Here is a 22,650-nt window from a genome sequence, read left to right as displayed (position 1 = left end):
TGCTATTTCGTATCATTAAAAATCACCGTACCTTTGCATCGTCGACAAAAAGGTAATATATTTTGGAAACAACAAGCAAAAAAGGAGACGAATTATGAGCAACGAAAAGAAACTGCACTTCGAAACACTGCAACTACACGTGGGACAAGAACAGCCCGATCCGGCAACCGACGCACGCGCTGTGCCTATTTATCAAACGACATCATACGTTTTTCGCAACTCTCAACATGCTGCCGACCGCTTCGGTCTGCGCGATGCGGGAAATATATACGGTCGGCTTACCAATTCTACCCAAAGTGTTTTCGAAAACCGTGTGGCCGCTCTCGAAGGCGGAGTTGCCGGACTTGCCGTTGCTTCTGGTGCCGCTGCCATTACTTATGCTCTGCAGAATATTGCGCGAAACGGCGACCATATCATCGCCGCAAATAATCTCTACGGCGGCACTTACAACCTTATAGAGCATACGCTCAGTACGCAAGGCGTAGCTGCAACGATCGTAGATCCTGCCGACTTCGACGAAGTGGAACGTGCATTTCGCGATAACACAAAAGCAATCATCATAGAAACTTTCGGTAATCCCAATGCAAGCGTTACCAACATAGACCGTATTGCAGAGATAGCCCATAGGCATAGCACGCCGGTAATCGTAGACAACACCTTCGGCACCCCCTATCTAATCCGGCCGATCGAACATGGCGCCGACATCGTAGTGCATTCTGCCACCAAATTTCTTGGCGGTCATGGCAGCAGTCTTGGCGGTGTAATCGTGGATGGCGGGCGGTTCAATTGGAAAGCCAATGCCCGCAAATTCCCCTCTTTGGCACAACCGGAGCCCAGTTATCATGGTGCTGTGTTCGCCGATGTGGCCGGTGCGGCAGCTTTCGTTACCCGCATACGTGCGGTACTCCTGCGCGATACCGGTGCCGCTATATCTCCTTTCAACGCATGGATATTGCTCCAAGGACTCGAAACGCTAAGTCTTCGCGTAGAGCGGCATGCCTACAACACGCAGAAAATAGTAGAACATCTTGCCCACCATCCTAAGGTTGCCAAGGTTAATCATCCCTTGTTGGAGAGTCATCCCGACCATGCGTTATACCAAAAGCTATTCCCCAACGGCGGCGGATCCATCTTCACTTTCGAGATAAAGGGTGGTGAAAAGGAGGCATGGGTATTCATCGATCACCTTAGAATCTTCTCGCTCTTGGCAAATGTGGCCGACGTGAAGAGCTTGGTTATCCATCCTGCCACCACTACCCACTCGCAACTCTCGCCCAAGGAACTCGAAGAGCAGCACATCTACCCCTCGACCATCCGCCTCAGCATAGGTACGGAACACGTGGAAGACCTGATAGATGCCCTCGACGAAGCATTTACATACGTAAAATAAACAATTAAACATACATAGAAAGGAAACATGTTATGACAAGGATTGCAAAGCAAATAACCGACCTGATCGGCCGAACTCCATTGGTAGAACTGAACAAGTATTCGGCATCACGCGGCCTGCAAACGCCCGTCATTGCCAAGGTTGAGTATTTTAACCCGGGCGGAAGCGTAAAAGACCGCATTGCCCTGTCGATGGTAGAAGCGGCAGAAAAGAACGGTAAACTGCGCCCCGGCGCTACTATCATAGAACCCACGAGCGGCAATACCGGCGTTGGATTGGCATTGGTTGCAGCAGTAAAGGGATATAAACTTATCCTCACCATGCCCGAAACCATGAGTGTAGAGCGCAGAAACCTCGTAAGAGCTTACGGTGCAGAGGTAAAACTGACAAGCGGGAAAGACGGTATGCAAGGCGCCATCAAGGCAGCCGAGGAACTTAAAAAGACCATTCCCGACTCTATTATACTCGAACAATTCGAAAATCCGGCCAATCCAAGGAAACATTATGAAACGACTGCCGAGGAAATATGGGCCGATACCGACGGGCAGATAGATATCTTTGTGGCCGGAGTGGGCACGGGCGGTACCGTTTCGGGCATAGGAAAACGATTGAAAGAGAAGAACCCGAACGTGAAAATCGTAGCTGTGGAGCCCGCTGCATCGCATGTATTGAGCGGCGGAAAGAGCGGCCCGCACAAAATTCAGGGTATCGGTGCCGGCTTTATACCCAAAACCTATGACAGTTCGGTGGTTGACGAAGTGGTGCAAGTAGAGAACGACGAAGCCATTCTGGCAGGTCGCCAGCTGGCTCGGCAAGAAGGTCTGCTGGTGGGAATATCATCGGGTGCAGCCGCTTTTGCAGCCACTCAGCTGGCTAAACGCCCCGAAAATACCGGCAAGAAGATAGTAACATTGCTGCCCGATACAGGGGAGCGCTACCTTTCCACAGTGCTCTACGCGTTCGAAGAATATCCACTGTAACCGAAAATTGATGAGAGAGATTTCTGTGAGGGGTGCATCCAAATGGTGCGCCCTTCTTTTCTTATATTCATAGCCGCAAGGCTGTTTTTCAAAATGTGGTTATGATCCGAAACTTATACCTATCGAAGCATAAAAGCGTGTATAGTTTTTGAACAACGAATTACGCGAATGATAACGCCTTATGCCAAAACCCACACAGGGTTTTAACTTATATTTACCAATATGAGCATATACACCTGCATCATAATAATTGTACTTCCAATCCTGTTTTTTACGCAAGTTATCGCCAAACCCTACGCGTACGTCAAGATTACAAATATCGTTTTTGAGCATTGTATATCCCGCATTCGCCCCATAAATGTAATTAGTGTAATAGTCTTTCTGTCCTCCTATCTTAAACAAGGCTATGGCGCTCTCGCCTCGGAGGTTCACAAACAGCCGGTCAGTAAGGTTATATCCGATGTCGCAACATAGCTCATAAGGTTTGAACTGCTGATTGGAAACAGAACCTTGGGTATGAATTTCCACTCTAAAATCCTCTTTCTGTCCATACGAAACCACCACTACCGTCAATAACCACGACAGCAATAATACCCTCAGAATATATTCTTTTTTCATTTGCGTATAACTCCTAAAAGATAAATAATTAAACACTATCAATAAATTACTAATTTTCTCATAATCATAAAAATTAAATAATGCTATGCTTCTCTTAAACTTTTCGCAATTTTCTATAGCCTTATAATCTGAATTTTTAGAACCACAATGCAAATATACGGATTATTCTTTTAAATAAAAACTTAACATGTAATTATTCTTACAATATTTATCATACGAGCTTATTTTCCTTTCACATTCTATTAAAATGACTATTATATATAAAAACCATAAAGGTGTATTCAAGACTTTCTGAAGATTTACATTCAGACAATACACCCGCTATAACCGAAAATTGATGAAAGGAATTTGAAAATAGGGGAATTCTTTCGGAGATTTCGTCATTTTTTATTCTCGCCGCCGATTATGTCCGAACTCGTTTTTTCTCTGTTCCGAAAGTTTAATCCATAAAGAATGGTTATCTTTGCAGCAATATTATAAGGAAATAGAAATATGACTACGACAGATTTGCATCTCCATGATATCTCCATATGCCAACCGCCAAAGCTGTACGCAAGCACCATCGCCTCGCTCATCATGACGGCAATGGACCACGAATGCTGTCGAAATCTGGCCGGCAACGAGCATACGTTAGAAGATTTTCACCGACTGATGACGGAACTGGTTGCCGCAGAAGACAGCCAATATAGCTACAGAAACTGTCTGTCGGCAATGAAGGAAAATGAGATAGTCGGCGTATGTGTAGGCTACGATGGGGCAAAACTGCACAGCTTGCGCCGCGCTTTCATAGACGGAGCACGCCATGCGTTCGGCATAGACTATAGCGACATGCCCGACGAAACTGGGGCGGGGGAATTCTATATAGACAGTCTTGCCGTGAAAGAAGCCTATAGAGGCCGCGGCATAGCACGCATGCTGCTGCGGCAAACCATAGAGAAAGCCCGTCAGACGGGCATTCCGCGTGCGGGATTGTTGGTAGACAAAGCAAATCCCAATGCCGAACGTTTATACAAGACATTGGGATTTGAATATGTAGGTGATGCCATTTGGGGCGGTCATGCCATGAAGCATTTACAATATATATTATAATATGGCTCCCTATCAGTGCGCGATAATGGCACAACAATGCCTTTTTCTATTACCAAATAAATGTACGTATCACCCAATAAGAGAATATTCCGGAAAGATAACCCACTAAGGCAATCCAACTGACACGCTTCATATACCAGCCGAAAGTGATCTTTTCCAAGCCCATGACCACCACTCCGGCCGCGCTTCCGATAATGAGTATCGATCCGCCCACGCCAGCACAATAGGCCAACAGTTGCCAGAAAATGCCGTCGACCGCCATGTCGCCCGTAGGAGCAAGCGGATACATACCCATACATCCGGCCACCAATGGCACATTGTCTACAATGCTTGAGATGATACCGATAATACCTGTCACTACATAATGATTACCGTTCGAAGCCTCGTTCAGCCATTGCCCCACAGTAGTGAGCACGCCTATTTCTTCTAAACAACTCACAGCCATCAGTATGCCAAGAAAGAAAAGGATGGTAGACATATCGATACGCGAAAGCAGATTGCTCACACGCTTCGACATACCGTCTTTCTCACGGCGCACCTTGCGGTAAAAGATTTCGGTAGTGGCCCAAAGTAATCCGAGTATAAGCAGAATACCGACAAACGGAGGCAGATGAGTAATTGATTTAAAGATAGGAACAAAGATCAATCCGCCTACACCTAAAAAGAAAATAATCTTACGCTGACGGCCTGAGAAATCGAGTACAGCGTAATCAGACTTCATCATTACGTCCTGCACATTGAGCTGTCCGCACAGAGAACGCTGCAGGATAAGCAGCGGAATAATGAGCGATACTAACGATGGAATAAATATTTCCCTGATAACTCCAGCCGCAGTAATCACGCCGGAGTTCCAAAGCATGATGGTCGTAACATCGCCAATGGGCGAAAAGGCACCGCCCGAATTAGCCGCAATGATGATGATCGAGGCATAGATAAGCCTGTCTTTATGGTCTTCCACCAATTTTCGAAGCACCATAATCATAACGATCGAAGTGGTAAGATTATCGAGAATAGCCGAAAGAAAGAATGTCATAAAGGCGATGCGCCACAACAGCACCCTCTTACTTTTGGTCTTCATCGTATCGCGCACGAAGTTGAAGCCACCGTTCTGGTCTACTATTTCTACGATCGTCATAGCTCCCATCAGGAAGAATAACGTGGTAGACGTACTCCCCAAATGCCGTTCGATAACGGAACTCACCTCGTTAACAAGGTCTTGACCGGCAAAGCCACTAATATAACTGCCCGGATCAACCATGAATAATGTCCAACAGAAAACAAACATCAACAAGGCTATTGCCGCCTTATTCACCTTTGTCATACTCTCAAGCGCAATGAACAGATAGCCCACCACGAACACGATGATAATAGATACAGTAAGAATACTCATTTCGATGCTTTTACATTTTAACTATGATTATTGCGTACAAAGGTAGAACATTTTATTGAGAATATAGCTCGCCGAAGCACTGAATTGATGATATTTTTACGGTCTTATGACAGTCCTTCAATTCTTCCATCGACTACTTTTATCCTCTCGGCCTGTGGACTCTTAGGCAATCCGGGCATACGCATGATTTCTCCGGCTACGGCAACAATCATTTCCGCTCCTTGATTGATAATAAAATCGCGGATGGTAATATCGAAATCGATAGGCAATCCGTAAGCTTTCGCATCTTCCGAAAACGAATACTGAGTTTTGGCTATGCACACAGGGAAGTGTTCCAAGCCCAACGTTTTGATCTGACTCAACTTCTTTTTTGCCGCAGGTTTCAGCACAATGCCACGGGCACCATAAACATTCTGTGCCACCTTGAGCACTTTCATCTCTACACTGTCGCTATCTTCATACATCAACCGCAACGGTGCAGACGGACGCTGTTCGATATTCTCTACTACTAAACGAGCAAAATCTTCAGCCCCCTGTCCCCCTTCAGTAAAAGCAGTGTTGATGGCGAAGCCTACGTTCAACCGTTCGCAATGCTCACGCACGATTGCCAATTCTTCATCGGTATCGGTATCAAAACGATTAAGACATACCACCACCGTCTGTCCGAAAGCCTGCATATTGGCAATATGCTTATCCATATTCGCCAATCCGCGGCGCAGGCCTTCCGCATTCGGGCGCTTAATCTCTTCCACATCCACGCCTCCGTGCATCTTCAAAGCCTGAGCCGTAGCCACAAGAACGGTGAGCTTAGGCGCAATACCTGCCTTACGACACTTGATATCAAAAAACTTCTCCGCCCCCAAATCGGCACCGAAACCGGCTTCCGTAATACAATAATCGCCGAAAGTCATTGCTATCTTGGTCGCCATTACGCTGTTACAGCCATGAGCAATATTGGCAAACGGACCGCCATGAATAAAGGCAGGCGTATTTTCCGTGGTTTGTACGAGATTAGGATGGATGGCATCATGCAGAAGGGCAACAATGGCACCCGTCACGCCAAGGTCATTTACAGTGAACGGTTTGCCTTCGAGCGTAACACCAAGCAGTATATTTCCGATACGACGGTATAAATCTTCTTCGCTTTCGGCAAGACAGAAAATAGCCATGATTTCAGATGCAGGCGTGATATCGAAACCGTTCTCGCTCACCACCCCATCGTTTTTACCGCCCAGTCCGGTAATGATATTACGCAGATTGCGATCATTCACATCGAGCACACGCCGCCACAGGACTTCCTTCATGCCAAAGCCGTCGTCCCTATGCTGATAAATATAATTATCCAACAATGCGGAAATCATATTGTTGGCAGATGTGACAGCATGGAAATCACCGGTAAAATGCAGATTAATCTTCTCCATAGGCAGCACTTGGGCATACCCGCCACCTGCCGCGCCACCTTTCATTCCGAAGCACGGACCAAGCGAAGGCTCTCTCAATGTCAATATCGCATTCTTTCCGATACGGTTCATACCAAGTGCCAACCCCACGCTGACGGTTGTCTTGCCATTACCCGATTTGGTTGGAGTGATAGAGGTTACCAAAATAAGATGAGACCTTTTCACCCGCTCCTCATCTATAAGACGGTAGGACACCTTTGCAATATACTTTCCATAATGCTCGAGCGCATTAACGGGAATTCCCACTCTGTTCGCAATATCGCCGATAGGTTGCAACTTTGCCTCACGGGCGATTTCAAAATCAGTCTTCATGATACCTTACAAATTTAATTGATACTGTTTAATAATGTGACAAATATAATTCATTTATTTACATAAAACAAGCTTTTTCTGCAAAAAGTAAAGCATAACCACAGCAAATAAGACCTGAGATAAGAGGATAAAGTAACAAAATGTTAATATCTTATATTTTCCAGTTAGTCAAGAAAAACAGTGAAAGGACAAATAACTTCTTCTGTATCTTTACATTTCGTTTTCCAAATTAAGATAGAGACTACAAAATCTAAATTTCTCACAATATATAAAAGTTAAAAACAGTATAAAACATCAACTAAAATATCAATTCTCGAAACAAAATAATTACCTTTGGCCCGCAAAACACATTTATTTTTAAAAAAAACAGTAATTATGAAACTATTTAACATTTTTGTAGAAAGGCTCAAAAAGAAAGACCACCAATGTAAAAGGAGCTTAAAATGAGGACAAAGAATATCTTATAGTTAAAGTATATTTAGGATAATAGAAACCTTCAAAAAATTATAAAATACAAAACAGTATTAATTTAAAGTAACAGTAATAATTCAACAAGTAATTAAAATCAAAAAGAAAAATGAAAAGATTTGTTTTTAAAAAAGGATTAGTCTTTATTATCCCATTTCTTGTTTGTGCATGTGGAAACGATAAAGACGGAGACTTAGGAACAGGTATCGAAAAAGGAACATTCTCCACTACAATTAACTCATACGTTCAGGAGTTACCATCAGTAAAGCAAATAAATCCTTTCACAGAAAGAAAAGTCGAAGAAAGTAAAAATGCAACTCTTGCCAACATGCTTTCAGCCACAAGAGCATCTTCTATAAAAGAATTCTACGAACAAGCAAAAGAGTTTGAAGAACAGCTACTTTTCTCTGATGACAAAAACGTATTTTATCCCGGTGCATTACTTAGAGCAAAGAGTGTTGTAGAAGGTGAATATGAACCTATCGAAGCAGATCGTGCTCCAATTGTTCTTTCTACGGATCTGAACGGAAGCTCCGATCCAACCATTACCGTACAAAAGCCATCACTTTCCACTGTGAGAAAGGCCATAAACGAATTGCTCAATCGCGGTTTTAATGCTCCGGGTGCTAATCTCACCTATTCTATTGAGGAGGTTTATGACAAAGCACACCTAAAAATGGCTATGGGAGGAAACTATAAAGGGGCAGCCAATAGCGTAGAAGCAAGTACAGGTTTCAGCTTTGACAAAGAGAAAAACCGCTTCCTCGTAAAAGTACAACAGGTTTTCTATGAATTAAGTATCGATTTGCCTAAGAGCCCTTCAGACTTCTTTGCAAAGGAATTCGACTATAAAAGAGAATTCGGAGCAGAAAAGCCTTTGTTCGTTTCTTCTATTAAATACGGGCGTATCTTACTTTTAGGTATAGAAACGAACATGACGAAGAAAGAAGCTGAAGCTAAACTTCAGGCATCTATTCTCGGCGGTAAGATTGGTGCAAATGCCGAAGCTGCCTACAATGATCTTCTAAAAGAATCTACTATAAAGGGCCGTGTATTGGGAGGAGATGCAAAACTTGGCTCATTGGCAGCCATCAGTTTAGAAGATATAAAGAAGTTCATTGAAGAAGGAGCAAGGCTTAGTACGGAAAATCCCGGAGCACCTATCGCTTATAAACTTAAAGAATTGGGTACAAACCGAACCTTCAAAACCGTCATTTATTCTAAATATACCAAGAACGATCCGTATGCAGGAGAATTTTCTCAGCTAAGTTTCGATTTGCTCATTCCTGATAATTTGCAAACTTTATCCGGTCAGAAAATAAATACAGGAAGAGGATATGTACAGGTTGGAAATGGTTCTTCAAAAAAGAACGAATTCCACTTCGACTGGTATTATGGACATAAACGCTATACGATACCAAGTTACAAAAGCGAAGAAAAGATCTTTGTAATATTTGATAGAACAGGAATGAAAGACGAATATAATAAACAATATACCTTTGAACTTCCCCTGTTCGAAACATTAGTAAGAGAAGGTAAGAAAATACAGGGAGACTCCAAAAAACTTTATGACCTGAATAACAAACCGTTAAAATTAAGAGATACCACAGGCACACTTGTCATGGGCTTTGGTATAGAAAAGCTGAAATTTGAAAAATAGGCATTATTTCTCTCAAATACACAGCCGATATAAAACGACTTATAAATATTTTGAGAATATAAAAGCATAACATCGACAAGAGGCAGTAGAATTTATTTTTCCTACTGCCTCTTTATTATTTCAAACATTCAATCGACACAAAATAAGGACGAATGCATGAACGACTTTAAATAAAGTTGGCTCTCATAATAATTACCGATGCTTGATAATTGCATTACCAAGCATCGGTAATACAGATAGAAATTATCTTTATACCACGTTCACCTGCGGTCTGTCATTACCGTATTCTACAGTAACTGCGGAAGAAACGAGGAGATGATCAGAACAATTATACCGGCTATCAACACCGTGATGGTCTTACGCGAACAGCCTTTCCATTCTTTCAGAATAATGCCCCATACGTTCGAGAACACAACGTTGAGCGCCATGAGAATACAGAAAGCAAACGTAGTGAGCACAGACGATGATGTTAGGAAGCCTTTACCGAGAGAAAGACCGAAGAATTGGCTGTACCAAAGAGCGCCGGCAAGCAGGCAGAAGAGCGTATTATTGCCCCATACTGCCGTTTTACGGTAATCATTCCACGTACGGTTCTTGCTGTTTTGATAGAAACAGTAGGCAGCATTAGTGACAAACCCACCGAAAGTAACGAGCAGAGTGGCGGGCAACGAGACGAACATTGGGTTCACACCGGCGAAAGTAAGGTCGGCTCCCTGCGCCAGTCCTATGTTGAAGCAAGCACTCATGAAGCCTGCAAGCAGCGCCACCGCTATGCCTTTCGTGAAATTAAAGTCTTTTACGGCGGCTTTCTTTTCCTCTTCGCTCAACGATTTAGCCTTCATATTACCCGCAACCCCAATGATACCGATACCTATGAGCGTAACCGCGACGCCGATGAATACCGATGTAGTAAGGTCGGCGGTATGACCTGTGAAAATCGGAGCGAGCAACGTTCCGAGCGCGGCGCACGTTCCGAGCGCGATACTCTGCCCCAACGCAACGCCGAGATAGCGCATAGAGAGCCCGAAGGTGAGACCGCCCACGCCCCACAGCGCACCATAAAATATGGTGAGACCGGTGGAGCGCGGATTTTGAACGAACAGATCGAACAGATTACAGCCGGCGGGTACGGCCAACAAAGCGCCGAGCAGCGGCAGCAACAGCCATGCGAAAACGCCCTGCACAATCCAGTAACTCTCCCAACTCCAGTCTTTTACTTTATTGATGGGTACGTAAGACGATGCTTGACAGGCCGCCCCGATGGCTATAATGATAAGTCCCAATAGAATTTCCATGGCACTTGCGCTTTATCGTTTCGACAAAACATCAACCTCGTATCGTTCTACATCGGCAATAAAATCCTCGCCCACGGGCACGTTGCTGATCATGTTAAAGTAGTCGTAAACAGCGCCTATCGGCAATGTCTTGGCCTCTTCGAGCAATGCGAGCCGCTCAAATCCCTTGTCATCGTCCTCATATTGGCGCAACATGTCTAATGGTTCGAGCAGTGCGGCGAGCAGAGATTTCTGCGTAGCCCGTATGCCTATCACATATGCACCGATACGATTGATGGATGCATCGAAGTAATCGAGCCCGATATGTGCGCGGTTGAGTGCATCGGCACGTACAAGTTCTTTGAACAAATCGAGCGTCTGATCGTTCATAATCGTTACATGATCCGAGTCCCAATGTACCGGTCGGCTCACGTGAAGCATCAATTCGGGAACATAAAGCAGCAAAGAACTAATCATATCGCTTACGTTTTCCGTCGGTTCATAGTGCCCTGTGTCGAGTGTGTACATCACGTTGTTCTTCGAACAATAGCCTGCATAGAAGTCGTGTGAGCCCACCGTGTAGCTTTCCATGCCTATGCCGAAGAGCTTGGCCTCGAGGCATGTCTTCATATCAGGCAGGTTTTCGGCTAAAATCTCGTCTAAAGAAGCCTTCAAGAGCTTGCGGTAACGCAGTCTTTCCACGGTAATATCTTTCAATCCGTCGTGCACCCAAATGTTCATGATACACGGATCGTTCTGCGCTTTTCCCATGTCATTGGCAATTCTCCGGCAACGCTTGGTGTGCTCGATCCAGAAGTCGCGTATGCTTTTATCCGGGTTCGACAGCGACAGATAGCCGCTCTTGGGGTGCGAGAAGCTCGTTGAATTGAAGTCGAGTTTCATCCCTATACTTTTCGCCCAGTCTATCCAACCTTGGAAATACTTCGTTTCAACCTCGTTGCGATCTACTTGTTTGCCTCCGAACTCGCCATACGTCTCGTGCAGGTTGAAACGATAAGTGCCGCCGATGAGCGACTTAACCTTAACAATGTCTTGGCGCAGCTCGTCTATATTGCGCGCCTTTCCGGGATAGTTGCCCGTAGCTTGGATGCCACCCGATAGCGCTTCGCCTCGTTCGAAGCCCGTTACGTCGTCTGCCTGCCAGCAGTGAAGCGAGATAGGCGTATGTTTTAAAATCTCGAGAGCACGATCGGTATCCACACCGATGGCTGCATAACGTTCCTTAGCTATGGCATAAGCCTTTTCAATGAGTTCTGTTTTCATAATCTTTATTCGTTTTTTGTTTATTTTGTGATGTTCAAAAATCTTTGATAGGCTACCTCCCAAAGTGCCGTATCTCGCGGCTCGAAGCACGTTAGTTGCACGCTCTGTGCAATCATCCGGCGCATGGTAAGAATATCGCCTACAATACCTGCGGCCTTTGCCTGTAACATAATGTTGCCCAATGCGGTACATTCCTGCGGACCGGCCATTACGGCGATGCCGCACGAGTTGGCCGTAAATTGATCAAGCAGCTCATTCCTGCTTCCGCCACCTATAATGTGCAGCGTTTCTATAGGAAAGTTTGCCAGCTCTTGCAGATCGTTAAACACCTGTCGGTAGCGCAATGCGAGAGATTCAAAGATACAGCGACACACCTCTGCATGCGTCTCGGGAACGGGCTGGCGGGTAGCCTCGCAATAGCTGCGTATGGCTTTTGTCATCGATTCGGGGTTAGCGAAACGAGCGTCATCGGGATTGATAAGACTCCTGAACGGTGCTGCTTGCAAGGCTGCCTGCTGCAGTTCGGCATGGCCTACACCCGCTTCGTCTCGCCACTCCTGCCTGCATCGTTCGTATATCCACATGCCGCAAATGTTTTTCAGGAAACGTACAGTGCTCTCGACACCGCCCTCATTGGTGAAATTCCGACGGAAACTCTCGGCATTGATGATAGGTTTTTCGGTCTCGATGCCCATAAGACTCCATGTTCCGGAACTCAAGTAAGCAAAGTTCTTGTTGCTTGCGGGCACGGCGGCCACGGCACTTGCCGTGTCGTGCCCGGCCACAGAAACAACCGGAATGGGCCCAAGACTTGTCATATTTTGTACCTCCGGTGTCAGCATCCCTATAACTGTGCCCGGAAAAGTCTTCTTTCCGAACTGGTTTCTCCTTAGACCGACGCTTGCCAAAAGTCGTTCATCCAGCTCTGCAAGCACGGGGTTGAGCAATTGCGAGGTAGAAGCAACGGTATATTCACAAACAGATACACCCGTCAGCAGATAGCTCAAGGCATCGGGAATGAATAATATTTTATCGCTGTTTCGCAAAGCAGCATCGTTATTCCGGCGCATTGTGTAGAGTTGAAACAGCGAATTGAAGTTCATTAGCTGTATGCCGGTGGCGTTATACACCTCTTCTTTACCGATTTTTTCGGCGAAATATCGCTCCATGGCCCCTGCAGTATGCGGATCACGATAAGAAAGCGGGTTGCGTAGAATGCCCCCGTCGTCGCCGAAGCATACAAAGTCGCAACCCCAAGTGTCAATGCCTATGCTTTGAATATAAATACCCTGTTTAGAGATAAACCGCAGACTTTTGATGATTTCATTATAAAGTGCGAAGATATCCCAATAATAATGTCCGCTTACTTCAATAATGGTATTGTCGAAACGAGTGAGTTCTTGCAATTCGACTACGCCGTTTTCCAACGTTCCGAGAATGGCTCTGCCACTTGTGGCGCCGAGGTCTATTGCCAAAAAGCTGCTTTTATTTTCCATGAAGTATTATTGTTTGATAGAATTAATCCGAACACAAAGGTATGCTATTTATCACCTCTCGGATATGAATTTTTGATTTTAAAACCTATTGTTTTGGCATTTTTCGAATTATTACATTGTCTTGCGTTCTCGATATGCTGCCGGTATTTCCGTCCTCGCCTCCTCCGTTACAACCGGTACAACCATTATATATAGGGTATAGAAAATATATCTGAACAGAACAGGCTACCTGCCTATCGGAAATAAACGGGCCATGTATCCGCCACACACTTACGAACCGTTATACACGAAATAGCGGATACGGCCCTCGGCACCGTTGTGCCAAGAACTGTACCCGCCCTGTTTTCCATGGATATTTTACTTGGGCAGATGAAACACTTCCGAGAGTTCTTTCATCTGTGTATCACTCATACCTTCGGGTTTAAAGCCCATCATACAGGCATCGAGGTATATCTTGGCGCTCTTCGAGAGCACATCAATCTGGTCGAAAGCATCCATCACATCAAGTCCTTGGGCAAACACACCGTGTTTCTCCCACAACACAACATCGTAATCTTCAAGCTCTTGTAGCGTCGCATCGGCCATTTCTACGCTTCCGGGCAACTTATAAGGAACGATACCCAAACCTCGTGGGCAAAACGCTTTGGTCTCCGGTATCATGCTCCATAGTATTTTAGTAAGCACATCCCGACCGAGCATCTCCCTATTATGGCTCATGGCAATGAGTTCTATCGGGTGTGTATGGAGCGTGGCCCGATAAGGCGAGTCTTTTTCGAGCAGGCGGTTGTGCACCGAGAGATGCGAAGGAAGTTCGGAAGTAGGTGCAACTGGTCGGTCGGCAACGATGACATAGCTTGCACAGTCATCGAGAATACGTATCACCGAACCGTTGTCCATCGGCCATCGAGCAAGATCGCGCATGCGTTTCTGCGTACCCTTACAATAGAAATAACAGCCTTTCAGCTGTGGCAGAGTCTTGCCTATCGGCGTTACTTCGCCTATAGAAGGCAACGATCTGATGCCCTCGTCTGCAAATTCTGTTATATTTATGGTAATGTTTCCCCCATTACGTTCCGCCCAACCGTTCTGCCAAAGATATCCGGCCACCTCGGCCACGCGATCTATTTCCTGCTTCAACGCCGGTCGACCGTCTAAAATACTCTTCATAGTCGATGATATTAGTAATGCTGCAAAGATAACACTTTAACTACCTACTATATCTTTACTTTTGATTTATAAACTGTAACTTTTGGGAAAAACATAATAGTTTCGGATATTTTCGGTCGTTTCGGCACAAACAAGAAGGCAGGCCGAGCGTTATTCTTTGAGCATACGTTCTTCTTCCAAGTCTATACGGTGGATATAATGATAGATTATTTCTTTTTCGATCATGGGGTTTTCGTTGTTTAGCCGATACAGCCACAGCCGCTGTTGCTCCAAAATGCTGATATAGATGTCGCGTGCATCACCGTATAACGCCCTTACTTCTTCATTAGATATTTGCTCTATCCAGTGCGAAACCATATTGTTGATTACTTTGTTCTGCTCTATACTCGGACAAAGGTTTCTATCTTTCAGATAATCTATGCTGGTCTGTGCCAATCCTTTACGGATAATTCTTGCGGTTTCTTCTTCAGACAGATGGTCTCCAAAGTCGGGGAAATGCAGATGTTTGAGCAAAACGGGGAGCGAAAGCCCTTGCAAAACGAGCGTTAGGAGTATCACAATAAAGGTGATGCAGAGTATCATACTCCGCTCAGGAAAAGCGACTTGCTGTCCTGTAACGGTCAGCGGTATGGATAGGGCAGCTGCCAAAGAGACGACACCGCGCATACCCGTCCATCCCAGAATCAATGGAGCTCCCTTTCCCGGGTTGCGCCTGTCGGCCACAGTTATAAATCTGCCCATCACCATTATTACCACCACAGCCGCATAGGCGCACAATATGCGGCAAACAATCAGTGCAGCCGTCACCAACACACCATACCCCACAGCCGTCCACAGGCTCACGCCGTCTGCTTTCAGGCTGGCGATTATCTCCGGTAAATCGAGTCCTATCAGCAGAAAAGCGAAGCCGTTCAGCAAGAAGATCAGGTAACTCCAAACGCTCTGTGCCCGAAGTCGCGACGATGAACGTATAAAGAGCACGCTACGATAAGAGAAATAAAGCCCGCCACTCACTACGGCCAGCACACCCGAAGCGCCCACTGCCTCGGCCGATATATACATTATATAAGGTGTAACCAATGAGAATACGGTGTTTATATTTTCATCCATCGGCAATATCTTGTGCATCTGATTGAATAAAATGGAGATCAACACGCCCAATCCTACGCCTCCAACCACCATCCAAAGAAATGTACCGGCAGCTTCGTACCAAACAAACTGACCTGTACCTACGGCTATCAGGGCGAATTTTACAATGATAAGCGAACTTGCATCATTGAACAAACTCTCTCCCTCGAGAAGAACGGCCAGACGCTTGGGCACTTTCACAAACTTCATAATAGCAGCTGCGCTCACTGCATCGGGCGGAGAAACGATACCTCCCAACAAGAAACCGAGGGCAATCGAGAAACCCGGAATAAATCGATTGGCAATGAAAGCCACCACGGAGGCTGTAATAACCACCACGACAAAAGCAAACGAACAGATGATACGACGCCACCGCCAAAGCTCTTTCCACGAATTATTTACTGCAGCCTCGTAGAGTATCGGCGGAAGGAACACAAGGAATATGAGTTCGGGATCGATCTCTATCTTCGGCATATCGGGAATGAAACCGAGTAAAAGCCCTGCCAAGATGAGAAGAATGGGATAAGCAACTTTTATCTTGTTGCTGAGCATCGTCAGCAGACAGATAACCAGAATAAGAATAACCGCTAAAATAACATTGTGTTCCATTATCTGCAATCGGTATTTATAGTATGCTCTTAAATGCTCACTCGGCGTTCTCTGTTAAACACATACGCCTGATATGAACAGACTTTGGGTAACAAAGCGCCCATTTATACAAAAAACTCCTGCCCGTTCACAAGGAACAAGCAGGAGCTTATTATCGATATAAATAATTTTTCCTAATCATTTACAGAATTAGAAGTTGTAGTACACACCGAATGTTACGTTGTTTCCATTTACGTCTACACCCCATGCACTGCTATTCTTCGTATTGTCTGCCTTAGGATCGTAACATTTATAGCCAAGGAAGCCTACGTGTGCAACGAAACTGAAACGATCGTTCAGATTAACTGAAAGTCCGGGCTTGATGCCGAAAGAGTACTCAGAACCCACATTCTTATAAGACCTATAGCCAACGCTGCCATCAAAGAACACGTTTACATACTTTGAATGCAAGGCCGTGTAACGAACATAAGGATTGATTTCGAATGTCTTTGCGGCATTTTTAAGGCCCTCCTCAATCTCTACAGGATTGCCTTTACCCCAGCCTACAACCATACCTACAGCCCAGTCTCTATCAATATTGTAACCGAATTCAGGGAGAAATTTATAAGCAGTCTCACTGTCTCCGCCAGCAATCTTTACACTTGAGATTCCTACGTTACCCCCAACATAAACCTGAGCACTTGCACTTACTGCGATAATAGCAGCAGCCAAAGTCATAAAAAACTTTTTCATAATCATTCTTTTTTTACGTTTACATTAATTTATTAAACACTTAAATCCTGACTTTTATATTACTATTCGTGCACCAAGCACGGCGTAAAAGTAATATATTCTGTCAAAGAAACAGTAAGAAAAAGAACGGAAAGCGTCATTATTTTACAAACATTCACACGACAGATGCTTATATAAACACTTTTTATACGTTCTTTACGCAAAAAAACAGTTTCAAACTAAAAAGGATTGTTGCAGAACTTTCGTTATCTGCAGCAATCCCTCTCCTCTGGCTGGCAATATTCTTTTACACCTCATTTTATAGTAAAGCTATCGGTAAAGAACTTGAATTTATTCTCAAAAGCATCCTCCTCATCCTGCATCAACACGGTAAATGTCTTACCGAATACATTAAGTATGTAAATTCTTCCGAAGTATTTCGTACCCGAAAAACTACAGACAAAGCTGCAAAGTATCGCATCGTTATCGCCCAAAGATACATTCCTGACCGGTTCGGTGCACATGTTGCGATACACTTTCTGCTCCTTCATCGTATTTAAAGTTTCCTCTAATTTCGCAAAGACATCTATTTGTGGCGACACAACAGTTATGGTTATGATCTCCGAGGAGTCGTCGCCTTTCTTTTCACAATATATATAATAACTGTCGTTATCCCCCTCTTCTTTTTCTGTTTTCCATGAATCGGGATAACAGAAAGACACGTCTTCGTGCTCTATCTTATTTATTTTCCTCCTTACTTCGCCCGTATGTTTATCCATATCAAGCAGCACGATATCGTCTGTAGCAGCAGATGTATCATCTGTAATCTTACTCAAAATATCCCATTCACGCTCCTCGATACGGTCGATATTACGCTTAATAACAGCCGCATCGTCTGTTACCCAGCACAACGGTCGCGGCTCAAAGTTCGTCCATTGTCCGTTTGTGCTCCCTCCGAATAAGGCCATACAGGGAATTCGTTCACCTTCAACTGCTTTATGCATGGGTAAGCTCTTTACCGCAAAACGTTTGTAGGCGAACTGTTCTTCGCCGGTATCATTGCAACGTACATCTGCCAATGCCACCAACTCAATAGGATTTGTTCGCACGATGATGGCCGGAACAAGCAAACCGTTCGTATATGCCGAGCTTCCGCCTGCATTGCGATACATGTAAAACCTAAACAATGCAAACAAAGCTATGAGTATCGGCAATGTTCCCCATACCCAATGGGCATCCACATACAGCTTTAACGAAAGACTAAGCATGATAAGAAACAAGCCGAACTGACGCCAACTTAATCTCATAAACATGGCTCTTTGCTCATCATATTTCTTCATCAATTCCTTATTTACTTCTACATCACTCGTCCTTGAGGCCCGAGAGAAGTTAAAAGAACTCCCTGTTTCATTCTGATTTTCCATTTTATTATAAATCTTAATTTAACAATCCGTCAGTATCAGCCGCTTTGTCAGCGATATTCTCTCCACCACCTCGTTAATAACGAAATAATAATCTAAAAATATTATACCAACCATAATATCTGTACAAATATACTGCTTTTCCATTTATTTTACACAATCCAACTGAGAAATTGGTTATAAATAAGTTCATTTTCATTTATAATATCTATTGATTTCAGAGGCATTTTCCTCATTTTGTTCTTATTCCTTGGCTGTATTCTGAATTATTGTCTTAACTTTATACGGAAATTGCGCACGGCGTACCACTCAACGTGAAATAAAAAATAGGTATTAAATAAGGGAGGTTTTAGGTACGAAGGGGTGATGATTTCAACACATTGTTTGTATTACTTTAAAAAACCTATGCACCACAAGGAGAAACTCTTTGCCCTTATGTTCAAACGTCATTACGACGCAATGTACCGCTTTGCATTCTCTTTCCTACGAGACTATGAGGAGAGCAGAGACGTTGTAAGCGAGGTTTTTGCAAGGCTGTGGGACGAGGGAACGGCGCTAAAGAAGGAAACGCAGCACGCATTTCTGCTCTCATGTGTACGAAACAGGTGTCTCAACCTGATCGCACGGAAGGGAAGGGACGAGAAACTAAGGAAGCTGTATCCAATGCAGCTGTCGAACGTCGTCGGGCCGGATGACGAGGAAGACAGGCGCATCGAAGAGCTTCTAAATGCCATAGACCATGACCTAACACCGCAGGCAGGGAGAATACTGAGAATGCGTTACGGAGAAGGACAAAGCTACCGTGAGATCGCAGAGGCGCTAGGAATAAGCGTTTCGACTGTAAACAAGCACGTCGTTCAGGCACTAAAGGAGCTGAGGGCAAAATTCTCAGGCCACCGAAGAGGCCACCGCGACAACAACAAGACCATACAATGAATAAGAAACCAATCCACCATATTATGGAAGATAACACAAGACTCGAACGGCTACTGCAGCTTATCGAACGGCCGGAAGACTTCCCTGAAAGCATCAAGGACGAGCTTCTCGAAGACGATGAGTGCAGGGAACTTTACGAAAAGCTCTGCGAGGTACGACGTGCCATGGCAGCAGAGCAAGTGAATAAGGAAGACCACACGCCCGATGCCATGAGGGAATGGCGACGTTTCAGACGAGCGCATGTGACGCACCGGCGCAGTGCATGGAGAGTGGCGGTGGTGTCCGTCGCCTCTCTGGCCGTGGTATCGGTGCTGGCTTTCGCCATGCTTCATCCCAAAGGGAAGGACAATGACGCACATGACGGCGGGGGAAGGCCGGAACAGGATGTACGTACAGCCTGCAACGCCACACCCGACGACACGGCGGGAACGGCACTGCGCACGGCCATGACTCGCCCAAGACCGTACATATACGACGACGAAACGCTCGAGAACATACTCGGAGACGTGGCTTCGGTATATCATGTCGGAGTGAGATACGCACGGCCGGAGCTAAGGGCAATAAGGCTTTATCTCAGATGGAACAGCGGACAGACGATCGAAGAGGTGGTGGCTCTGTTCAATCATTTCGAGAACATACGCCTTTCTCTCACCGGGGATACAATCGTAGTGGAGTGACACAACGGGGGTAGCACTTGAAAAACAAAGGCAGACAATGAAAAAGTTAGCACTCATCCTGTACATCATTCTGAGTTCAATAACGGCACATCCGCAGCGAGTAAGCCACGTCTTCAGGGGAGAATCGCTCGCAGAAGTGCTCAAAACATTAGACCGAGAGTCAGACGAATACCGCATCAGCTTCATATTCGACGAACTGGAAGACTTCGTGGTAACAACCTCTTTCAAGAACAAGACCATTCCCGCAGCCATTCGAGACGCGGTGGGATTTTATCCCATACGGATCATTACCGACGACAGCGGGAGCAACATTTTCGTGGAATGCACACAGAAAGGAGGGAAGAGGCTCATCGGAAGGATCGTAGACCAGTACGCACAGCCCGTAATATACGCAAACATTGCGCTGCTCAATCCCGAGGATTCAACCCTCGTAACCGGAGGGGTGAGCAACGAGAGCGGAGACTTCGTAATACCGACAAGCAGATCGCAAGTACTCATGAGGGTGAGCTGCGTGGGATACAGGACGCTGTACCATCCCGCAGAAGTGGGAGCCGTAGGGACCATAAGGATGCGCACAAGCACGGTACCCGTGAGAAACGTGACCGTAAAGGCCCACAGGCCCGCATACAGAATAGGAAAGGAAGGACTCGTGGCAGGGGTGCAGGGAACGAATCTGAGTCATGCAGGGACGGCCGAGGATGTGCTGGGAATGCTGCCGGACATCACCGCTGAGGACGGACACATCGCTGTGTTCGGAAGGGCGGGAAGACCGGTGATATACATCAACAACAAGAAGGTGCTCAACAGGGACGAGCTCACGCTGCTCAAGTCGGAAGAGATTGCCAACGTGGAGGTGATTGCCAGCCCCGAAACACACTACGGAGCGGCGGTGACGGCGGGCATCAGAATCAGGACGGTAAGGAAGAAGGGAGAGGGATGGAGCGGGGCTTTCGAGACCGAAGCACGCATGGGAAGATTCGGAAGCGGGAACGCGAATGCAAGCATGAACTACAGAACGGGAGGACTGGACGTGTCGGGAAGCATGACATGCTCGATGCTGCACCGCAGGCAGGAGCAGGACACGTACTGGGACATAAGGGGGATCGTTGAGAAAAACTCGATGCTCTGCTACGACGACAGAACATCGAAATTAGGCGGGAGGTTCCGTGTAAACTATGAATTTTGCAGCGCACACTCTGCCGGAATTACCTGCCACGTACGACGCATGCACTCCATAGGACAGGGAAACAGCAGAATAAAGGGAAGGCAGGAGGGAGGTACAGCCGAAAAATACATCAACAGAATGTCGATAGACCGAAAGGGAAAGACCATGCCCACGATATGCATGTACTACAACGGGACTGTGGGAAGGATAAACATAGACCTCGACGCAGACTTCGTGTATGCGCGCAACAGGATCGGAAACGGGGCACACGTGGAGAAAAAACAAGGAGTGTATGAGGTAAACTCGCTGAACAACAACTGCACAAGGATGTTCGCTATCAAAAGCGTGATGGCATATTCATGTTATAAGGGAAAGGCAAGCGTGGGATTAGAGCATGTAAGAACGATAAGAAGAAGCATTTTCACCGGTAGCGGGGGAATTGAGGCCATTTCAGACGACGAGATAAGAGAGAACACATCGGCCATGTTTGCTGAATACGACCTCACTGCGGGAGATTTCTCGGCAGCGGCGGGCATACGATATGAGCATACGGGGACGCAGTACTACCGCTTCGGGGTGTTCAGCCACGAGCAGAGCACCAGATACACAGGATGGTTTCCGGCGCTGTCGGCGAGATATTCCAAAGGAAAAACTTCGTGCCGCATGGGATACACTACGGGAACGCAGAGACCGGAATACGAAAACCTCACGGGAAACAGGCTGTACGAAGACGAGCATATCTACGAGGGAGGAAACCCGCTGCTGCGATTCTCGAAGATACACACGCTCTCGCTGGAGGCACAGCACGGGGGTATCACAATGCTGTGCACATATGCCGACGTGCACAACGACGTGGCATGGGTTGACCAGATATACGGAGGAAAGGCAATACTGTACACACCTGTGAACATTCAAAGAAGAAGGAACCTGCACATCATGTTGACATATTCGGAGAGAATAGGAAGATGGCATCCAAGATACAGCGCAGGAATGAGCAGGCAGATATTCGACCTTTCACAAGAAGGTATTACAGCACGGCTCAACAAGCCATACTGGACGTTCAAGTTCTCAAACACGTTCTACCTCCCCGGAGGAATACATGCGGCACTCAGATACGACTGCACAACGGCCGGAAACGAAATCACCACATACAACAGGGCAAGGCACGAACTCTCCTTGACAATGCACAAAACATTCCTCGCAGACAGACTCAGCGTGCGGCTCAAGGCTGCAGACATGTTCAAGACGTACAGAAACAGCGCAATATACAAAGGGGCTTACATGACCGTAGACCGCAAGGCGTACATGGACACGAGATGCATAAGCCTTACGCTATCATACCGTTTCAATACCACTGACAGTAAGTACAAAGGAACTGGAGCAGGAGCAAGCGAAAAAGGAAGAATGTAGAAAAA

Annotated in this window: 17 protein-coding genes; 7 read left to right on the top strand and 10 right to left on the bottom strand. The window is 45.8% G+C overall.

Annotated elements, in window-relative coordinates; all coding sequences use genetic code 11:
- Positions 1-94 precede the first annotated feature (94 nt).
- Positions 95-1,390 (top strand): O-acetylhomoserine aminocarboxypropyltransferase/cysteine synthase family protein, encoded by a 1,296-nt coding sequence (locus BN3912_RS08320; protein WP_023983753.1) that lies wholly within the window; start codon positions 95-97, stop codon positions 1,388-1,390.
- Between the two features lie 32 nt (positions 1,391-1,422).
- Positions 1,423-2,370 (top strand): cysteine synthase A, encoded by a 948-nt coding sequence (gene cysK, locus BN3912_RS08315; protein WP_023983754.1) that lies wholly within the window; start codon positions 1,423-1,425, stop codon positions 2,368-2,370.
- A 99-nt stretch (positions 2,371-2,469) separates the two neighbouring features.
- Here the strand turns inward: cysK and BN3912_RS08310 are convergent, their stop codons facing one another.
- Positions 2,470-2,988, bottom strand: coding sequence for a hypothetical protein (locus tag BN3912_RS08310; RefSeq protein ID WP_036859222.1), 519 nt, complete (start codon positions 2,986-2,988; stop codon positions 2,470-2,472).
- Positions 2,989-3,480: 492 nt separating this feature from the next.
- Here BN3912_RS08310 and BN3912_RS08305 point away from each other — a divergent pair, with 492 nt between their 5' ends.
- The gene (locus BN3912_RS08305; protein WP_023983756.1) at positions 3,481-4,077 is read left to right on the top strand and encodes a GNAT family N-acetyltransferase; all 597 of its coding nucleotides are present in this window, start codon (positions 3,481-3,483) and stop codon (positions 4,075-4,077) included.
- A 49-nt stretch (positions 4,078-4,126) separates the two neighbouring features.
- Here the strand turns inward: BN3912_RS08305 and nhaD are convergent, their stop codons facing one another.
- Both nhaD and BN3912_RS08295 read right to left on the bottom strand, forming a co-directional pair.
- Complete coding sequence (gene nhaD / locus BN3912_RS08300) at positions 4,127-5,467, bottom strand: sodium:proton antiporter NhaD (protein ID WP_023983757.1); 1,341 nt, start codon at positions 5,465-5,467, stop codon at positions 4,127-4,129.
- Positions 5,468-5,571: 104 nt separating this feature from the next.
- Positions 5,572-7,239: a formate--tetrahydrofolate ligase gene (locus BN3912_RS08295; RefSeq protein WP_023983758.1), complete on the bottom strand. Its 1,668-nt coding sequence runs from the start codon at positions 7,237-7,239 to the stop codon at positions 5,572-5,574.
- Between the two features lie 577 nt (positions 7,240-7,816).
- Here BN3912_RS08295 and BN3912_RS08290 point away from each other — a divergent pair.
- The gene (locus BN3912_RS08290) at positions 7,817-9,367 is read left to right on the top strand and encodes a thiol-activated cytolysin family protein (protein ID WP_023983759.1); all 1,551 of its coding nucleotides are present in this window, start codon (positions 7,817-7,819) and stop codon (positions 9,365-9,367) included.
- Between the two features lie 287 nt (positions 9,368-9,654).
- Here BN3912_RS08290 and BN3912_RS08285 read toward each other — a convergent pair whose 3' ends face one another.
- From BN3912_RS08285 to BN3912_RS08255, 7 genes are all read right to left on the bottom strand, one after another.
- On the bottom strand, positions 9,655-10,662 hold the full coding sequence (locus BN3912_RS08285; protein ID WP_023983760.1) for an L-rhamnose/proton symporter RhaT: 1,008 nt from the start codon (positions 10,660-10,662) through the stop codon (positions 9,655-9,657).
- Positions 10,663-10,674: 12 nt separating this feature from the next.
- Entirely contained in the window at positions 10,675-11,925 is a 1,251-nt protein-coding gene (locus BN3912_RS08280) for an L-rhamnose isomerase (protein WP_023983761.1), read from the bottom strand.
- A 20-nt stretch (positions 11,926-11,945) separates the two neighbouring features.
- Positions 11,946-13,421: a rhamnulokinase gene (gene rhaB, locus BN3912_RS08275; protein ID WP_023983762.1), complete on the bottom strand. Its 1,476-nt coding sequence runs from the start codon at positions 13,419-13,421 to the stop codon at positions 11,946-11,948.
- 357 nt (positions 13,422-13,778) lie between these two features.
- Positions 13,779-14,588: a rhamnulose-1-phosphate aldolase gene (gene rhaD / locus BN3912_RS08270; RefSeq protein WP_023983763.1), complete on the bottom strand. Its 810-nt coding sequence runs from the start codon at positions 14,586-14,588 to the stop codon at positions 13,779-13,781.
- A 150-nt stretch (positions 14,589-14,738) separates the two neighbouring features.
- Entirely contained in the window at positions 14,739-16,325 is a 1,587-nt protein-coding gene (locus BN3912_RS08265; RefSeq protein ID WP_023983764.1) for a Na+/H+ antiporter, read from the bottom strand.
- A 189-nt stretch (positions 16,326-16,514) separates the two neighbouring features.
- A complete protein-coding gene (locus BN3912_RS08260; protein ID WP_023983765.1) occupies positions 16,515-17,057 on the bottom strand; it encodes an outer membrane beta-barrel protein in 543 nt (180 codons plus the stop codon).
- A 293-nt stretch (positions 17,058-17,350) separates the two neighbouring features.
- Positions 17,351-18,460, bottom strand: coding sequence for a DUF3239 domain-containing protein (locus BN3912_RS08255; protein WP_023983766.1), 1,110 nt, complete (start codon positions 18,458-18,460; stop codon positions 17,351-17,353).
- Positions 18,461-18,823: 363 nt separating this feature from the next.
- Here BN3912_RS08255 and BN3912_RS08250 point away from each other — a divergent pair, with 363 nt between their 5' ends.
- From BN3912_RS08250 to BN3912_RS08240, 3 genes are read left to right on the top strand one after another with little or no spacing between them, the layout of a single operon-like run.
- Entirely contained in the window at positions 18,824-19,393 is a 570-nt protein-coding gene (locus BN3912_RS08250) for a sigma-70 family RNA polymerase sigma factor (RefSeq protein WP_230204604.1), read from the top strand.
- Complete coding sequence (locus BN3912_RS08245; protein ID WP_023983769.1) at positions 19,390-20,070, top strand: DUF4974 domain-containing protein; 681 nt, start codon at positions 19,390-19,392, stop codon at positions 20,068-20,070. Before BN3912_RS08250 ends, BN3912_RS08245 begins: the two co-directional genes overlap by 4 nt.
- A gap of 37 nt (positions 20,071-20,107) precedes the next feature.
- Entirely contained in the window at positions 20,108-22,645 is a 2,538-nt protein-coding gene (locus BN3912_RS08240; protein WP_064972300.1) for an outer membrane beta-barrel family protein, read from the top strand.
- The last annotated feature ends 5 nt before the right edge of the window (positions 22,646-22,650 follow it).

Source organism: Prevotella phocaeensis (genome assembly GCF_900065875.1).
GTDB classification, from domain to species: Bacteria; Bacteroidota; Bacteroidia; order Bacteroidales; family Bacteroidaceae; genus Prevotella; species Prevotella phocaeensis.
This window is presented reverse-complemented; position numbering and strand designations above follow the sequence as displayed.

What these genes read in the sequence shown, in the direction of transcription:
- BN3912_RS08320 (WP_023983753.1), top strand. Translation starts at nt 95, where the DNA reads ATGAGCAACGAAAAGAAACTGCACTTCGAAACACTGCAACTACACGTG.
- cysK (WP_023983754.1), top strand. Translation starts at nt 1,423, where the DNA reads ATGACAAGGATTGCAAAGCAAATAACCGACCTGATCGGCCGAACTCCA.
- BN3912_RS08310 (WP_036859222.1), bottom strand. Translation starts at nt 2,988, where the DNA reads ATGAAAAAAGAATATATTCTGAGGGTATTATTGCTGTCGTGGTTATTG.
- BN3912_RS08305 (WP_023983756.1), top strand. Translation starts at nt 3,481, where the DNA reads ATGACTACGACAGATTTGCATCTCCATGATATCTCCATATGCCAACCG.
- nhaD (WP_023983757.1), bottom strand. Translation starts at nt 5,467, where the DNA reads ATGAGTATTCTTACTGTATCTATTATCATCGTGTTCGTGGTGGGCTAT.
- BN3912_RS08295 (WP_023983758.1), bottom strand. Translation starts at nt 7,239, where the DNA reads ATGAAGACTGATTTTGAAATCGCCCGTGAGGCAAAGTTGCAACCTATC.
- BN3912_RS08290 (WP_023983759.1), top strand. Translation starts at nt 7,817, where the DNA reads ATGAAAAGATTTGTTTTTAAAAAAGGATTAGTCTTTATTATCCCATTT.
- BN3912_RS08285 (WP_023983760.1), bottom strand. Translation starts at nt 10,662, where the DNA reads ATGGAAATTCTATTGGGACTTATCATTATAGCCATCGGGGCGGCCTGT.
- BN3912_RS08280 (WP_023983761.1), bottom strand. Translation starts at nt 11,925, where the DNA reads ATGAAAACAGAACTCATTGAAAAGGCTTATGCCATAGCTAAGGAACGT.
- rhaB (WP_023983762.1), bottom strand. Translation starts at nt 13,421, where the DNA reads ATGGAAAATAAAAGCAGCTTTTTGGCAATAGACCTCGGCGCCACAAGT.
- rhaD (WP_023983763.1), bottom strand. Translation starts at nt 14,588, where the DNA reads ATGAAGAGTATTTTAGACGGTCGACCGGCGTTGAAGCAGGAAATAGAT.
- BN3912_RS08265 (WP_023983764.1), bottom strand. Translation starts at nt 16,325, where the DNA reads ATGGAACACAATGTTATTTTAGCGGTTATTCTTATTCTGGTTATCTGT.
- BN3912_RS08260 (WP_023983765.1), bottom strand. Translation starts at nt 17,057, where the DNA reads ATGAAAAAGTTTTTTATGACTTTGGCTGCTGCTATTATCGCAGTAAGT.
- BN3912_RS08255 (WP_023983766.1), bottom strand. Translation starts at nt 18,460, where the DNA reads ATGGAAAATCAGAATGAAACAGGGAGTTCTTTTAACTTCTCTCGGGCC.
- BN3912_RS08250 (WP_230204604.1), top strand. Translation starts at nt 18,824, where the DNA reads ATGATTTCAACACATTGTTTGTATTACTTTAAAAAACCTATGCACCAC.
- BN3912_RS08245 (WP_023983769.1), top strand. Translation starts at nt 19,390, where the DNA reads ATGAATAAGAAACCAATCCACCATATTATGGAAGATAACACAAGACTC.
- BN3912_RS08240 (WP_064972300.1), top strand. Translation starts at nt 20,108, where the DNA reads ATGAAAAAGTTAGCACTCATCCTGTACATCATTCTGAGTTCAATAACG.